This window comes from Nocardia sp. TBRC8007, assembly GCF_056629435.1.
On the sequence record NZ_JBWSOR010000010.1, the window covers coordinates 105,217 to 120,598 of the forward strand.

Here is a 15,382-nt window from a genome sequence, read left to right on the forward strand (position 1 = left end):
TCAATCTGTCTCATCGCCTCCGATGGCCATTCTTGTCCGGCCGCAGTGTCAGCCTGCCATGTTCCCGTCCGGCAACCAACCTGTTCTCCGGACTTCCACCGCCGACCGCTACGCCGCCCTGACCGCGCCACGCGACCACCAGTTCGTCGACGGCCTGTAAATGCTTGGCGGTCAAGGCTTTCCCGCCATTAGCCAACAGCCATAATCGAATTGCCCGTTTTCGCAGAGCTGCGGGAGCGGTGGCGAGGGTCTCGATCATGAGCGTTCGCCCATCACTCGCGCGGTGCAGTAATTCGGTGGCGAGCACATCCAGCACCGCGCCGTCTTCCCGCAACTGTTCGGCCGTGCGAGCCAACGCCGAGGCCACCCCACCTCCGAGAATCCGCTCCAGCAGCGGCAGCGCCTCCAGCCGCAGCCGGACCCTGGTGAAATCCGGTGTCACGTTGTGCGGGTCGTCGTGCGGCGGCATGCCGAGGTCTGCGCACAGCTGACGAGTCGTTTCCCTACGCACACCGAGCAACGGCCTACCCCATGGCTCGACGTACTCGGCCATTCCTTGGATAGAACGGCCTCCCGACCCACGCGCTAGTCCGAGCAGCACAGTTTCCGCTTGGTCGTCGAGAGTGTGCCCGAGCAACACCGGAAGGCCGTCGCGCGCCGCGTCCAATGCGGCATACCTGGCCCGGCGTGCGGCCGCCTCCAGCCCTCCCTCGGTGCCGACTTCGACCTCGAGCACTCGTGTGGACCTGCAGCCGAGCGCGAGCGCCCTAGCCGCCGCCTCCGCGGCGACCGCACCGGACCCCGGCTGCAGTCGGTGGTCGATCACCAGCGCGTCGACCGCAGTCGTCTCGGCCACCGCTGCCGCGGTAAGCGCCAGCGAATCGGCGCCGCCGGACAATCCCACCGTCACCGCGCATCCCTCGGTTTCGGAAGGTGCATACCGAGCCAGCCAATCTCGCACCGCCCTGCGGACGGCGAGCACAGCAGCGGTTTCTGGCAGCCGTCCGCCATCAGGCCTCTTACCTGCCGACCCGAGGCGTCCTGATGTCGTTTCCGGTGCGCGCCCCATGCGCCGCAGCCTACCGACCACGTTCACCGAACGATCCCACCATGGCCGACCGGCCGAAACCGCCTCGGCGCGTTCAGCCGAGTACTCGCTCGATCCAGCGCTGCGGATTGTCGATCTCATCGACATGTGGCAGAGCGGCAGCCTCAGCCCACACCATGTTGAACTGCACCATGCCCACCCTGTCGACCACCTCGTCCACAAACTTCTTTCCGCGCACATATTGCGCCACCTTCGAATCCACGCCGAGCAGGGCACGCAGCAGACGTTGCACCGGATTCGTCGGACGTCTGCGCCGCTGATCGAAGGCAGTGCGGATCTGCTGGACCGTCGGGACAACCGCGGAACCGACCGCGTCCATGACGTGATCGGCATGTCCCTCCAACAAGGTGCCGAGCATGAGCAGCCGGTCCAACGCCTCACGCTGCGGCGGCGTCTGGATGGCACGCAACAGTCCGACCACACCACGTGCGGCGGGATCGCTGGAGACCGCGCCACGGCGGTGGTCGCGAATCTCCTCGACCAATCGGGAAAGCATATCGGCCAGCGGCTCATCACCAGATTCACTGAGTACACCGACATTGGTGCGCATGTACTCCGCGAGCCATGGAGCGGAGGAGAACTGCACCCGATGCGTCACCTCGTGCAGACAAACCCAGAGCCGGAAATCAGTCGGCGACACTCCTAGTGCGCGTTCCACCGCTACGATGTTCGGCGCGACCAGCAGCAAAGCTCCGTCCGTTCCGGTGAACGGGTCGTACTGACCGAGGACCGCGGTGGACAAGAAGGCCAGCATCGCCCCTGCCTGCACGCCTGCGGGCTTTCCTGCGAGCAGCTTCCACTCCTCTTGCGCTACACCGGTGCCGGTGAGCTGGGCCATGGAGTCTGCGGCGGCCGTGATCCAGCCCGGCCGGTCGACAATCCTGGCTTCGGGCACCGGTCTGCCGTCCAACAGCCCGCTGACCTCGCGAACCGGCCCTTCGGCACGTTCGGAGGCAATGGCGAGTTCAGCAACGACCTGCTCGGCCGAGTAACGCGAAGTGCGTGGGCCCGCGGGGACCAGAACCGAGCCGGTTCGCGCGGCCAAACGCCAATCGACCAGTCCGGAAAGACCAGAGCGACCCTTGTGCCGCTCTGGCACAAGTGCGGGACCGAATCCGGCTGTGTCAGAACCTTGCTGGGTCATGGTCAACCACCCGTCATGAGCATCCACAGTTTCGCAGCGTGCCTACGATCGCATCCAATGCGGGCCTGCTCACCTCCGGTGGTCGCTCATTCGACATCAGAGCGAAGGTCAGTACCCGACCATCCGCGTCCAGCACATATCCGACCAACGCACTCGACACCGACAAAGTTCCGGTCTTAGCTCGTACCCAGCCCGCCGCCTGCCGATCTTGAACGACATAACGGCTACTCAACGAACCAGTAGCGCCCGCGACCGGCAGATCATCGAGCATCGCCGCCAAGGTAGCGGCGATCCGGCCTTGTCCAGGTATGGCCCTGGTGCCCGTCGGCTGTGCCGCGGTGGTGTCGGTGGGCTCAGCCGCGGTTGCCATCACTCGGTCGAGAAGCTGTGCCGGGATTCGATCGTCCACTGAAAGCCCGCTGCTGTCGTGCATATCCACGCCGGTGAGATCGAAACCGGCCGCGCTCAGCGCCCCACGCACCGCGGTGACGGCACCATTGAAAGATGCCTCGCCACCGGTCGCCATCGCAATCTCCCGCCCGACCGCCTCGGCCAGCACGTTATCGGAATGGACCAGCATATCGTGCAGACGATCCCGCAACGGCGCCGACTGTACGGCGGCGACCTCGACCGCATCAGCGGGCGCTTTGCCCATCCGGACCAGAGCCGGGTCGAGCCCGAGATCGGTAGCCAGGCGCTGTCCTGCGGCCAGCGCGGGAGCCGGGGTGCGCGGCGAGTACTCCACGAGCGGTCGCAGGCGTCCACCGTCGAGCATCACCGGCTCGATCGGGGCGATCGAGCCCCCGGCGATGTCGACCTGATCCCAACCCCGCGCCATGGCCGATCCCGTATAAGCGGAAGTATCGACAATGATCCTGTCCACTGGACGGCCCGCTGCTTTGATCTGTGCTACCAAGTCGGCCAGGCGCGGCCCATTCGGGTAATAGCCCTTGCCGTCCGGCTGTGCGGTGAGCGTCGGGTCACCTCCGCCGACCAGAACCAGTTCGTTCGGTGCCGCACCGGTGACCACCGTGGTGCTCACCCGGTGCTCAGCAGGCAACGTGAGCAAGGCAGCCGCCGCAGTGAGGATCTTGGCGGTGGACGAGGGAATCATCGGCTTGTCCGCCCCATTGCTCCACAACACTGTGGCACTGCTGGCATCGGTTACCTGGCCTGCGAAAACACCGAGATTCGGGTTCTTGATTACCGGAGCCAGCGCGGCGGCGATCCCCGCAGGGCTCGGTGCGGGCGCGTTCGGCCTGACCGGACTGATCTGTAAGGTGGGATCGACCAGTGCGGGTGGAGCGGCGACAATCAGCCCACCGTGCCGGAACTCCGCAGTCCACGGCCGCACCGTGACCACCGCCGCTACGACGACCACGAGCAACGCCACCAGAGTGACCGATCCCCAGATCCACCTGTTGCGGCGCCGCCTGGCAGCCAGCACACCCATGTTTCCGTTGTTACCAAACACGTCGCCGCCGCGCTCCTGACCGATTCCCGCAGCAGCCGCCTGCCGCATCCGTGCCTTCGCCGATCACACTATCCTCGTTGCGCAACTGTTCCTATGCATAACCTGGCGAGTCGGCGCTTCTGCTATGGCCGAGTCGACAGTCACCGCAAAAGCCGGGTTCCGGCTCGGCACCGAAGCACCGAAGGAGATAGCGTGGAGTTCGATGTCACCATCGAGATCCCCAAGGGTTCTCGGAACAAATACGAGGTCGACCACAAGACCGGCCGGGTCCGACTCGACCGCTTCCTTTATACCTCCATGGTCTATCCCGCCGACTATGGCTACATCGAGAACACCCTCGGTGAGGATGGCGACCCACTGGACGCGCTGGTCCTGTTGCCGGATCCGGTATTCCCTGGTGTCGTCGTGGAAGCTCGCCCGGTCGCGATGTACAAAATGACCGATGAGGCAGGTGGCGACGACAAGATCCTGTGTGTGCCTGCCGGCGACCCACGGTGGAACCACATCCTGGATCTGAAAGATGTCCCGGAGTCCGAGCTTTCCTCGATCAAGCATTTCTTCGAGCGCTACAAGGACCTCGAACCCGGCAAGTACGTCAAGGGCTCCGAATGGGTCGGGCGCGCCGAAGCCGAAGCCGAGATCGAGGCATCCATCCAACGTCTGAAGGACCAGGGCGGGCACTGAAATCCAGAGGAGCCGGGGAGTCCGACAAGTCCGGACTCCCCGGTTATCCGGCAACGCCTTCCTGGCAATACCGAAGACGATTCGAACGTAGCTGGCTTACTTGCCGCGGAACTCGGGCGCGCGCTTTTCGAAGACAGCCTGTATCGCCTCGGTGAGATCCTCCGAAGGCAAGAATGCGGCATTCCACGCGGAGACATAACGCAGACCTGCGGCGACCTCATCCTTACGGCGCTGATCCAGCACATCCTTCACGCCCTGCACCACCAGTGGCGGGTTTACGGCGATCTCCCGTGCGGTGGCGTGCGCCGCGTCGAGCATCGTCTCCTGATCTGCGAAGACATCGTTTACCAAGCCGATCTTCTCCGCGCGCGCGGCATCGATGTCTTTGGCGGTGTAGGCGAGCTCTCGCAGGTGTCCCTCGCCGATGATGCCGGGCAACCGGTGCAGCGACCCGATGTCGGCGACAATCGCGACTTTGGCCTCACGCAGGCTGAACTTGGCGTCCGTGCTGGCGTAACGAATGTCGGTGGCTGCAATCAGATCCAGTCCGCCGCCGATGCACCAACCGGACACCGCGGCGATCACCGGCTTGCGACAGTCCGCCACCGCTGTTACCGAGGCCTGCAATCTGCGTACCTCATTCAGAAATTCGGTACGCGGCGCAGCCAGGGCGCGATCGGCGAGCAACGGGCCGAATGTACTGCTCATCGCGGGCAGGTCGAGTCCATAGGAAAAATGCTTTCCCGAGCCCGTCAGCACAATCGCACGCACCTCGGGGTCGGCGTCCAGCGTCTGGAAGATCTCTGGCAACTCGCGCCAGAAATCCGGCCCCATCGCGTTGCCCTTACCGGGACCGGTCAGTGTCACCTGAGTGACGTTGTCCTTGGTTTCGACCGTGAAAGCCTGCCAATCTGTCATTTATACAGCGTATCGAGACAGCGTGAACATACGCTATCGTGCCCCATCCTCAACAGAAGAGCGACTCGCCGTGCCACTGCGAGAATTCGAGCGTAGTTTCGTCATGTGACCGAAATACCCCGGCCCGAGGCGGCGGACTTTACGATCCCCGATGATCTCAGCGGTATCACCGCTGAGCAGTATCGCGCCTCTATGCGCCACTATCCCGCAGGCGTCACTGTCGTCACGTCGAGTTCACCGCGCGGACCGGTCGGCTTCACCGCGACCTCTTTCGCCTCGCTGTCGCTGGACCCGCCATTGGTCTCGTTCAATATCGCGCACACCTCCTCCAGTCTGTCCGCCTTGTTGGACGCCGAGTCCGTGGTCATCCACTTCCTCGGTGAGCACCAACAGCACCTGGCACATCGGTTTTCCCGAACCGCCACGGAACGATTCACCAACCAATCCCTGTGGACCACCCTGGAAACCGGCGAGCCGGTGCTGCACGGCACCCCCATCTGGCTGCGCGCCACCGTGCACCGGCTCATCCCCGTCGGCGACCACACTGTGGTCGCCGGTCTGGTCACCCGCGTGCACGACAACACTGACGAGAAACCCGCCGCAGCTCCACTGCTCTACTACAACGGTCGCTATTACCGCCCCACTGAGCTGGGAGATTGACATATCCGCCGTTGATCCGGACTCTCTCAGTGGTCCGTGCCTCGGTCGACCGACAAGCTGAGGCCTGGGCCCATACCGGGATGGACAACCACGCTTATCGGGGGCACGGACAACCTTCCGTCGACAAATAAGCCCGACGAAAACGGCTCCGGGTACCGTGAACCGTCGGCCATCGTAGCGTTTGTACCGTGGCAGCCCTGTATGACGGACAAAAGGAAGTGTGAGGCAGGTCGATGGGAGGTGCGCAGAGCACCCTACTCCGGGCAGCACTCGACGCGCAGGCAAACCCCTTACTGCGCGGCGAGTACGCTTCCGAGGCAAGGACACTCGTCGACATCCTGACCACGACAGCATCCACACACCCCAACGCCCCTGCTATCGATGACGGCCGAACAGTCCTGTCCTACCTCGAACTGGTCGCTGAGATCGAGAAGATCGCGAACCGTCTCGCGGCGGCAGGCGTACGCCGAGGCGATCGGATCGGCGTACGCATGCCATCGGGCACTCGCGAGCTCTACGCCACAATCCTCGCCATCCTCTATGCCGGTGCCGCTTATGTACCAGTTGACGCCGACGACCCGAACGAGCGCGCCTTACTGGTCTTCGGCGCGGCGCGCGTCACCGCGATCGTGACTGCCGCGGGTATCGAAAACACAGCCACCGACATCCGCGCCATAGGACAGCACCAGCGTGCGGACACCTGCCCAGAACTACCCACCCCCAACGACGACGCCTGGATAATCTTCACCTCCGGCTCGACCGGAACTCCGAAAGGTGTCGCCGTCACACACCGCAACGCCGCCGCCTTCGTCGACGCCGAAGCCGACCTGTTCCTCCGCGAGGCTCCGATCGGCCCCGGCGACCGGGTCCTGGCAGGCCTCTCGATCGCCTTCGACGCCTCCTGCGAGGAAATGTGGCTGGCGTGGCGCCATGGCGCCTGTCTGGTGCCTGCTCCTCGGGAACTGGTACGTACTGGCGCCGACCTCGGCCCCTGGCTGGTACAACGCGGGATCACCATCATCTCGACCGTGCCTACTCTGGCAGCGACCTGGCCGGTCGAGGCGCTGGAAGCAGTACGTTTACTGATTTTCGGCGGCGAGGCCGTCCCACCGGAACTCGCCGAACGCCTTGCCGGAGAGGGACGCGAGGTATGGAACACTTACGGCCCTACCGAGGCGACGGTCGTCGCATGTGCAGCGCGACTGGATGGCCAGAAACCGATCCGGATCGGCCTTCCACTCAACGGCTGGGATCTCGTCGTGGTGGACCAAAGGGGAAACCCTGTGGGCGAGGGCGAATCCGGCGAATTGGTGATCGGCGGCGTCGGTCTGGCTCGTTATCTTGACCCGGTGAAGGACGCGCAACAGTACGCGCCACTGCCCTCCGTCGGCTGGAACCGTGCCTATCGCAGCGGTGACCTCGTTCGCAACGACCGCGCGGGCCTGATCTTCCTCGGCCGCGCCGACGACCAGATCAAACTCGGTGGCAGACGTATCGAACTCGGCGAAATCGACAACGCGCTACGGCAACTCCCCGGAGTCACCGGCGCCGCTGCCGCGATCCAGACCACGAAGGCGGGCAATAAAGTTCTGGTCGGCTATCTGACCGGGCCGAAGCTCGACTTCGATGCCGAGGCGGCGCGAACCGTTCTCATCGAACGCCTCCCAGCCGCACTGATTCCGCGACTCGTAGTGGTCGCCGAACTCCCCGCCCGGACCTCGGGCAAGATCGACCGAGACGCGCTGCCCTGGCCACTGGCCGATACTACGGAGGATGATGACAACGATCTGACCGGCACGGCGCAATGGGTTGCCGGACTGTGGGATTCGATTCTGGGCACGAAAGTCCGCGATCTCACCGCCGACTTCTTCGATCTCGGCGGCAACTCGCTCGCGGCAGCCCTGCTGGTCGCCGCCCTGCGTGAACGCTGTCCCCAGTTCACCGTCGCCGATCTCTACGACCACCCCAGGCTGGGCGCCTTGGTCGAACTGCTGGAGCAGACCACACCCGAGGTCGCCGCCACTGAACGAATCGTGCGCCCGACACCACTAATCGCGCAGACAGTGCAGGTACTGGCCACCGTGCCGCTGGCCACGCTCACCGGCCTGCAGTGGTTTACCTGGCTGGTGATCGCAGGAAATATCACGGCCGGGTTCGGCTCGCTGTCATGGTTACCGCACCTGTCCTGGTGGTGGACAATGGCCGCATTCGTGCTGTTCCTCTCGCCACCTGGACGTATGACGCTCTGTGTGGCGGGGGCGCGCTTGCTCTTGCGTGGTGTCCGACCAGGATGTTATCCGCGTGGCGGCTCCGTGCACTTGCGACTCTGGGCTGCCATCCGCCTGTCCGAGGCCAGCGGCGCCGAAAATCTCTCCAGCGCCCCATGGATGGTTCCGTTCGCCCGGGCCCTTGGCGCGCGGATCGGCAAAGGCGTCGACCTGCACTCCCTGCCGCCGGTGACCGGCATGCTCGAACTAGGTGACGGGTGCAGCGTAGAGCCGGAGGTGGACCTGTCCGGTTACTGGATCGACGGCGATAGAGTGCATCTCGGTCCGATCAGCATCGGTCCCGGCGCGGTCGTCGGCTCGCGCTCGATCCTGCTGCCAGGCACGGAGATCGGCAAGAATGCCGAGGTGGCACCCGGCTCCGCGGTATCGGGCAGGGTAAAGGCCGAGCAGGCGTGGGCAGGCTCGCCCGCAGTGAAGGTCGGCAAGGCTCAGCGCCGCTGGCCTGCGCGTACGCCCGCCCGAGCCAGGCGCTGGGTCGCCGTTTTCGGGGTCACGTCGATAGTATCGGCCGCCTTGCCCGTGCTCGCCCTCGGTATGGGCGGTGCGTTCATCGCCTGGTTCATCCGCGACACCAGCGCACCGGTGCAAGCTGTAGGCCGCGCCTTCGCGGTCCTTCCTGTAGCCGTCCTGCTCAGCCTCGGCGCGTACGCCGCGGCGATTGTCGCCGCGGTTCGGCTACTGAGCATCGGTCTGACCGAGGGCTATCACCCGGTGCGCAGCCGTATCGGCTGGCAGGCCTGGGCTACCGAGCGACTCCTGGATTCCGCACGCACCTTCTTGTTCCCACTTTACGCGAGCTTGCTCACGCCGGTATGGCTGCGTCTACTAGGCGCGAAGGTCGGTAAAAGCGTCGAGGCATCCACGGTGCTGCTGTTGCCGAAATTCACCACAGTGGCCGATGGCGCGTTTCTCGCCGACGACACCATGATCGCCGGCTACGAACTCGGCGGCGGCTGGCTGCGTATCGGTGCGGCCAAGGTCGGCAAGCGCGCGTTTCTCGGCAACTCCGGGATGACCGCGCCCGGTCGCCGTGTTCCGAAAAACGGCCTGGTGGCCGTCCTTTCCGCGGCACCGTCCAAGGCAAAGGCCGGCTCATCCTGGCTGGGCAGTCCTCCGGTCCGGCTGCGCCGTGTCGCAGGAAACTCCGACACCACACGCACCTTCTACCCGCCCACCCGACTGCGTATCGCGCGCGGCCTCGTCGAAACCTGCCGGTTGTTCCCAGTTATGGCGACCTTCGCCATCGGACTCGGTGTGCTGCTCGCCCTCGCATGGCTCGCGCGAAACTTCGGCCACCTGGTCGCTGGGCTGCTCAGTGGTGTCGTACTGCTGGCCGCGGGCGCGGTTGCCGGGGCAGGAACGGTGGCCGCCAAATGGATACTGGTAGGGCGGATCCGGCACGAGGAGCACCCGCTGTGGAGTTGGTTCGTATGGCGTAACGAAGTATCCGACACCTTCGTGGAAACCGTCGCCGCGCCTTGGTTCGCGCGCGCGGCAACCGGAACGCCCCTACTGAACCTATGGCTTCGCGCACTCGGCGCGAAGATCGGCCGCGGAGTATGGTGCGAGTCCTACTGGCTCCCGGAGGCCGACTTGGTGACCCTGGGTGACGGCGCGACTGTGGAACGTGGCTGTGTAGTGCAGACCCACCTGTTCCACGATCGGATCATGGCCATGGACGCTGTCACCCTCAGCGCTGGCGCTACCCTCGGCCCGCACTGCGTCGCCCTGCCCGCCTCGGTGATCGGCGACGGCTCGACCGTCGGCCCGGCCTCGCTGGTCATGCGCGGCGATACCGTGCCTGCCTCGACGCGCTGGTGGGGCAACCCGATCGCACCCTGGTTCACGGGCGATCCCGGAGCATGTTGATGCCGGACAAGTTTTATGAAGCCCCCATCGACGACTATCTACCGCAGAATGGCAATCGGGGCTACCGAGTCTCCCGGTACGAACTCGAACTGACCTACCGGATGGCAAGCAACCGACTCACCGGACGCGCCACGATCACTGCGGTGACCACCGCGACACGCACACAATTCTCGCTCGACCTCACCCAGGCTCTGAGCGTCTCAAAAGTATTCGTCAATGCGGCGAAAGCCGCAAAATATCGCCATCAGCAAGGAAAATTAGTGATCACGCCGCAGCAACGGATTCCGGTCGGCGGCGTGCTATCGCTGGTAGTGCACTACAGCGGCACCCCGAAACCCACGCGCGGACCATGGGGCGAAGTCGGCTGGGAGGAACTTACCGAGGGCGCATTGGTAGCCGGCCAGCCCAATGGGGCGGCATCGTGGTTTCCGTGTGATGACCACCCTGGCTCCAAAGCGAGCTACCGCATTTCGATCACCACCAATTCTCCGTACTACACGGTGGCTAATGGCACCCTGCTACGCAGACAGACGAAAGCCAGCCAGACCACGTGGGTGTACGAGCAATCCGAACCGATGTCGAGCTATCTGGCCACCATTCAGATCGGCCCCTACCGCAAGCACCGCATCAGCTCCGCACACGCCCCAGTGCCGATGCACGCTGTTCTGCCGCCTAGGCTGCGCGCCAACTTCGACTACGATTTCGCCAGACAGCCGAAAATGCTCGAAGTCTTCACCGCGGCGTTCGGCCCCTACCCTTTCGGGGAATACACCGTGGTCGTCACCGACGACGAGCTGGAGATCCCGATCGAAGCGCAGGGCCTGTCCATCTTCGGGGCCAACCACTGCGATGGTCGCCGCGGCACCGAACGATTGGTCGCGCATGAACTGGCTCATCAGTGGTTCGGCAACAGTCTGACCATCCGGCAGTGGCGAGATATCTGGCTGCACGAAGGCTTCGCCTGCTACGCGGAATGGATCTGGTCGGAAGCGGCGGGCGGGCCCACCACCGACCAGCTGGCTCGGGCCGCGCGGCACAATCTGTCTCGTGAGTCGCAAAACATCGTGATCAGCGATCCAGGGCCGCAGCACATGTTCGATGATCGCGTCTACAAACGCGGCGCACTGACTTTGCACGCACTGCGCCTGGAACTCGGCGATGCGATGTTCTTCGATCTCCTGCGCGAGTGGACGACCCGCTACCGCCACGCCTCGGTGACCACTGAAAAATTCACCAACCTGGCAGACCGCTACAGCTCGACACCGCTACGAGCGCTTTGGGACGGCTGGCTGTTCGCCGCGCCCCTGCCGCAGCTGCCACCTCGCTTCGGCGGCTCGACCTCCTGATCAGAACACCAAGTAGCGTGCGGCGAGTTCTTCGACCAGTGGATCGTCTTCTGCCAGGTTGACGAGTGCATCGAGATCGGTTTCCATAGCGATCTGTCGCGGGTCGTCATGTTCGGCGTCGCGTGGTCCGTCCGCGGCGAGTTGACGTAGCAACTTCATCCGTATCCGATTCTTCAGCGAATCACTCATGCCTCCAGCTTGCCCGCACCCACAGTTGCTACTGCGGGTGAGCCGCTATACCGGGGTGAGCGCGGTACCCCATGGCGTATTGCGTAATACCGTGTAGGCCGCCAATGCCGCGAGGAATGACCACACGGCGACCGGGCTCATCGATGGCAGCCGCATTGGCTGACCGCGGCGAGCCCGAACGGTCCAGTCTGCCACCCACACCACGAATGCGAGCACCAGCGGGATCGCTAGCAGGTTGCTGTGCAGGGCATCGATGACCCGCCCGTCGGTAAGGTTGTTTATCGCGCGCATACCGCCGCAGCCTGGGCAATACCAGCCGGTAAACACATACAACGGACAGCTGCCATAGGAGCCCTCGACGTGGGGATCACGCAGATGCAGCAGCACACCTACACCCACCCCAACACCTGCCACCAATAGGGGCGGCACCATACCCCGCCACCCTGCCCCCAACTCGCTTTTCCGGGCAGATCCTGATTCGGGCCCGGAGGCAGTGTACGCGGTATCCACGAGATCAACCGTAACTGTGAGATGCCCCGAGGCGCCAGCGGATTGAACCGATGCGCCAGCGGATTGAACCGATTCCGAGCAGAGCGGAACACAACGGGAGGTAGAGCGCAACACAGCCAGACAGTGATCGCCCGCCGAAACCACCGGCCGATCTCCGAGCCCGCACGATATGAGGGGCAAATTCTCGGTTTCCCGAACATATTCTTCACCCAACGCGCATGATGAGTACCCCACAGTACAAGTCGGAGATACCGGCCCACAGCGCTTGCACTAGCAAGCACTTTGTTTGCAGGGTATTGTGGTGTTAGACACAAAGGAGTGCGCGATGCTGGCGAAGTCGATGAAGACTCTGGCGGACGCGCGCAATGGCGCGCTCACCGCCCCCTACCGTGCTGGACTGCGGTCCCGCACCTTCCGAACCGCATCGCTGAATGCTCCCACCCACCCATTCGAGGTCATCCCGGTCACCGCAGAGGACGGAGCGCGCCTCCGGGTGTATTCATACGGTCCGGCCGATGGCGATGTCATTGTGCTGATCCACGGCTGGAGCTGCAGTATCGAATACTGGAACCCGCAGATCAACGCCTTCGCCGACCGGTATCGGGTGGTCTGCTACGACCAGCGCGGCCATGGCGCCAGTGAACTCGGTAAAGCGAAGTTGGGCAAAGAAACACTGGCCGAAGATCTGGCGGCTGTCCTGGACGCCACGCTGCGCCCAGGGCAGCGTGCGGTGCTGGTGGGACACAGCATGGGCGGAATCACCATACAGGCGTGGGCGGGGCGATATCCGGAGCAAGTTCGACAGCAGGCCACCGCAGCCATCCTGTCGAATAGCAGTTCGGGCGACATCCGCTACGGCAGTGATCTGATCCCACTACTGAACAAGCCGCTGGCCTTGGCGGATCGGCCGATCACCGTACTCGGCAACACCGTGCGAATGCCGATGATCATCACAGAGACGCTGCTCACCGCTCCGGTACCACTACCGGGCGGGTGGCCGGCGGGTACGCTGCTCAAGGCGCGCGTGATGTCCGAGCAAGCGACAGCGGATCAGGTGGACTTCGCACTGGGCATCCTGCGATCTTGTCGGCCCCTCACTCGAGGCAGACACGCCGCGGCGCTCGCTGATATAGATCTCACCGAAGCCGCCGCATCCCTCACCGTGCCCACCACGGTGATCGCGGGCGAGCACGATCGCTTGTTGCCCGAACGCATGTCACGCGGTATCGCCGACACGCTCGCCGATACGGGATACCTGACCGCGTACCACATATGGCCCACCGGCCATCTGGGCAATATCGAAGCCGAGGAACGCTTCAACACGGCACTTGCCAACGTAGCCGGACGCGCCCACTCACACTCCACGGCCGCAGGCTAATCCACCGGATCTTCTCCTGAGCCGGTCGACGGTGCCCAGCTCGGGAGTAAGTAAGAGTTGGCCAATGGCGTCCAACTCGGAATCAGCGAGTGCGCTCGCAGCTCGCGACGGCCCAGCTTCCAGCCGCTAGCGCACTTGCGATGAGCCCCGCGACGTCCATGACTCCGACGTCCATGACTCCACTGGTGCGAATGTTCTGCGGCGGCGATCACTCGGTGACGGTTTTCTCCGTCTCCTGCGTAATCGTGACAATAGGGTGGTATCGGTGGCCACTGATCCGGTCGGGCCGGTAACAGACCGCAGAGTCGATCATGACGGTTCGATCATGAGGGCTTACCAGAATGGTGATGGGGCTGAATACGATCATTGAGAGTCCTGTCCGAACTATTCCCCGAGATGGACAATCGAGCCGAACTGGTGCTCATAGTTACCCATGCTGTCGTTCAAGATCTGCATCAACCGGAAGATCAGCGCCGGTGGAAATTTCACCCGTGCGACCACCTGCGCGGGTTGCCGCACCACCAATCGACCTGCCTGGTCCGCCCCCTGCTCGGTCGGCAAGTACACCAGAAAGTCGAGAGTGAAGTCGGTGCGGTTGTACCAGCAGGTGAACCCATTGGCATAAGTGCCTGCGCTCAGCATCTCCGGCACGATCACCTCGACGTCAGGTTGAGGCAGGGCCGGTTCACTCACGAGCGACGACCTTTCACCGGTCGGCGAAAGGGGACACCAGCATGCGCGATGGCCCCTTTCGCCGACATTGTTCAGTGACGGAAACCCAGTCGCTACCGCGACTGCATATGGCGAGCCTGCTGGCGAAGCTGATGCAGCTGCATTTCCCACTGAATGGACCGGTCCTGGCTGCGCGAAGCCTGATCCTCGGCCTGCTGGGCCAGCTGAGTAGCCTGGTCGGCCTGGTCCTGCGCGGACTGTGCACGCTGGTTGGACTGGCTGGCCTCGCTCTGTGCCTGCTGAGCCTGGTTCTGCGCCCGGTCGGCCTCGCTCTGCGCCTGCTGAGCCTGGTTCTGCGCCACAATGGCCTGCTGGCGAGCCTGCTGCGCCTGCTGGTTGGCCTGATTGGCTTCATGCTGCGCCAGCTGCGCCTGATGATGGACCTGCCGCGTCTGCTGCTGCGCCTGCCGGGCAAGGTTCTGCGCCTGCTGGGCGTACTGCCGGGCATTCTGGGCTTCCTGTCGCGCCTCGTCGACAGCGAACCGCAACATATCGATATCCCGGATTTCCTGGATCTCGTCGCGCTTCGAGTCGGTCAGCGTATCTTGAGCCATTTGAGCTTCCCTTCAATTGGTTGAGTGGACAGACTCGTTGGACCGGACCCATTCTTGCCGAAGCATCGCCAGCATGCAGCAACTTTGCAGCAACAATTTAGCAATGGCCGTGAAATGCCCAGGACACAGCCTCTGACCTCGGTGAATCCCACCCGACACGTCACCCACTCCACTTCCTCGGCATGTCTTTTATCTGCCAAAAGCCCGCAGCAGACATGACATACCCCTAGATGCCACAACACTGCCATCGTTCACCCCACTCACACTTCACTCCATCAGCCAGAGTCGCTCATACACCATTCCGACGCCACATCGGCCATGTCAATATTCATAGCAACCATTCAGTTAAATAACTGTTGTCGGCGTCCCGATTCGCGAACCCAGCCGGTCCCCTGCGAATGGAACCGCTCGATCCGGCGCCATGGGAGCACTCACACTGTTTGACTCTCGACAGATTCATATCGGTGCGCTGAATTCAGCGAATATTATTGCTAGATAATAGTTCTCGTAGTTCCGGTCAGACTGGTT

General features: G+C 63.6%; 13 protein-coding genes. 6 read left to right on the forward strand and 7 right to left on the reverse strand.

Annotated features, from left to right (window positions below; genetic code table 11):
* Positions 1–10: 10 nt before the first annotated feature.
* From tilS to dacB, 3 genes are read right to left on the reverse strand one after another with little or no spacing between them, the layout of a single operon-like run.
* Positions 11–1,189, reverse strand: a complete 1,179-nt coding sequence (gene tilS / locus ACX4ZE_RS11805) for a tRNA lysidine(34) synthetase TilS (protein ID WP_480273408.1) — start codon at positions 1,187–1,189, stop codon at positions 11–13.
* A complete protein-coding gene (locus ACX4ZE_RS11810) occupies positions 1,143–2,252 on the reverse strand; it encodes a zinc-dependent metalloprotease (RefSeq protein ID WP_480273409.1) in 1,110 nt (369 codons plus the stop codon). Before ACX4ZE_RS11810 ends, tilS begins: the two co-directional genes overlap by 47 nt.
* A gap of 13 nt (positions 2,253–2,265) precedes the next feature.
* Complete coding sequence (dacB, locus tag ACX4ZE_RS11815; RefSeq protein ID WP_480273432.1) at positions 2,266–3,705, reverse strand: D-alanyl-D-alanine carboxypeptidase/D-alanyl-D-alanine endopeptidase; 1,440 nt, start codon at positions 3,703–3,705, stop codon at positions 2,266–2,268.
* 213 nt (positions 3,706–3,918) lie between these two features.
* Between dacB and ACX4ZE_RS11820 the strand changes: the two genes are divergently transcribed.
* Positions 3,919–4,410 carry an inorganic diphosphatase gene (locus ACX4ZE_RS11820; protein WP_480273410.1) on the forward strand — a complete coding sequence of 164 codons (492 nt, stop codon included), beginning with the start codon at positions 3,919–3,921 and terminating at the stop codon, positions 4,408–4,410.
* Between the two features lie 96 nt (positions 4,411–4,506).
* On the opposite strand, the gene ACX4ZE_RS11825 is transcribed toward ACX4ZE_RS11820, so the two are convergent.
* Positions 4,507–5,328 (reverse strand): crotonase/enoyl-CoA hydratase family protein, encoded by an 822-nt coding sequence (locus tag ACX4ZE_RS11825; RefSeq protein ID WP_480273411.1) that lies wholly within the window; start codon positions 5,326–5,328, stop codon positions 4,507–4,509.
* A gap of 105 nt (positions 5,329–5,433) precedes the next feature.
* Here ACX4ZE_RS11825 and ACX4ZE_RS11830 point away from each other — a divergent pair, with 105 nt between their 5' ends.
* The 3 genes from ACX4ZE_RS11830 to ACX4ZE_RS11840 all read left to right on the forward strand — a co-directional run bounded on the left by ACX4ZE_RS11830 (position 5,434) and on the right by ACX4ZE_RS11840 (position 11,491).
* A complete protein-coding gene (locus ACX4ZE_RS11830) occupies positions 5,434–5,988 on the forward strand; it encodes a flavin reductase family protein (protein WP_480273412.1) in 555 nt (184 codons plus the stop codon).
* A 233-nt stretch (positions 5,989–6,221) separates the two neighbouring features.
* Positions 6,222–10,145 (forward strand): Pls/PosA family non-ribosomal peptide synthetase, encoded by a 3,924-nt coding sequence (locus ACX4ZE_RS11835; protein WP_480273413.1) that lies wholly within the window; start codon positions 6,222–6,224, stop codon positions 10,143–10,145.
* Positions 10,145–11,491: a M1 family metallopeptidase gene (locus tag ACX4ZE_RS11840; RefSeq protein ID WP_480273414.1), complete on the forward strand. Its 1,347-nt coding sequence runs from the start codon at positions 10,145–10,147 to the stop codon at positions 11,489–11,491. Before ACX4ZE_RS11835 ends, ACX4ZE_RS11840 begins: the two co-directional genes overlap by 1 nt.
* Here ACX4ZE_RS11840 and ACX4ZE_RS11845 read toward each other — a convergent pair whose 3' ends face one another.
* On the reverse strand, positions 11,492–11,680 hold the full coding sequence (locus tag ACX4ZE_RS11845) for a hypothetical protein (protein ID WP_480273415.1): 189 nt from the start codon (positions 11,678–11,680) through the stop codon (positions 11,492–11,494).
* Positions 11,681–11,725: 45 nt separating this feature from the next.
* Positions 11,726–12,112: a DUF2752 domain-containing protein gene (locus ACX4ZE_RS11850; protein ID WP_480273416.1), complete on the reverse strand. Its 387-nt coding sequence runs from the start codon at positions 12,110–12,112 to the stop codon at positions 11,726–11,728.
* 403 nt (positions 12,113–12,515) lie between these two features.
* Between ACX4ZE_RS11850 and ACX4ZE_RS11855 the strand changes: the two genes are divergently transcribed.
* Positions 12,516–13,568, forward strand: coding sequence for an alpha/beta fold hydrolase (locus tag ACX4ZE_RS11855; RefSeq protein ID WP_480273417.1), 1,053 nt, complete (start codon positions 12,516–12,518; stop codon positions 13,566–13,568).
* A 384-nt stretch (positions 13,569–13,952) separates the two neighbouring features.
* On the opposite strand, the gene ACX4ZE_RS11860 is transcribed toward ACX4ZE_RS11855, so the two are convergent.
* Positions 13,953–14,261: a DUF3467 domain-containing protein gene (locus ACX4ZE_RS11860; protein WP_480273418.1), complete on the reverse strand. Its 309-nt coding sequence runs from the start codon at positions 14,259–14,261 to the stop codon at positions 13,953–13,955.
* Between the two features lie 107 nt (positions 14,262–14,368).
* Here ACX4ZE_RS11860 and ACX4ZE_RS11865 point away from each other — a divergent pair, with 107 nt between their 5' ends.
* Positions 14,369–14,878: a hypothetical protein gene (locus tag ACX4ZE_RS11865; RefSeq protein ID WP_480273419.1), complete on the forward strand. Its 510-nt coding sequence runs from the start codon at positions 14,369–14,371 to the stop codon at positions 14,876–14,878.
* Positions 14,879–15,382 lie beyond the last annotated feature (504 nt).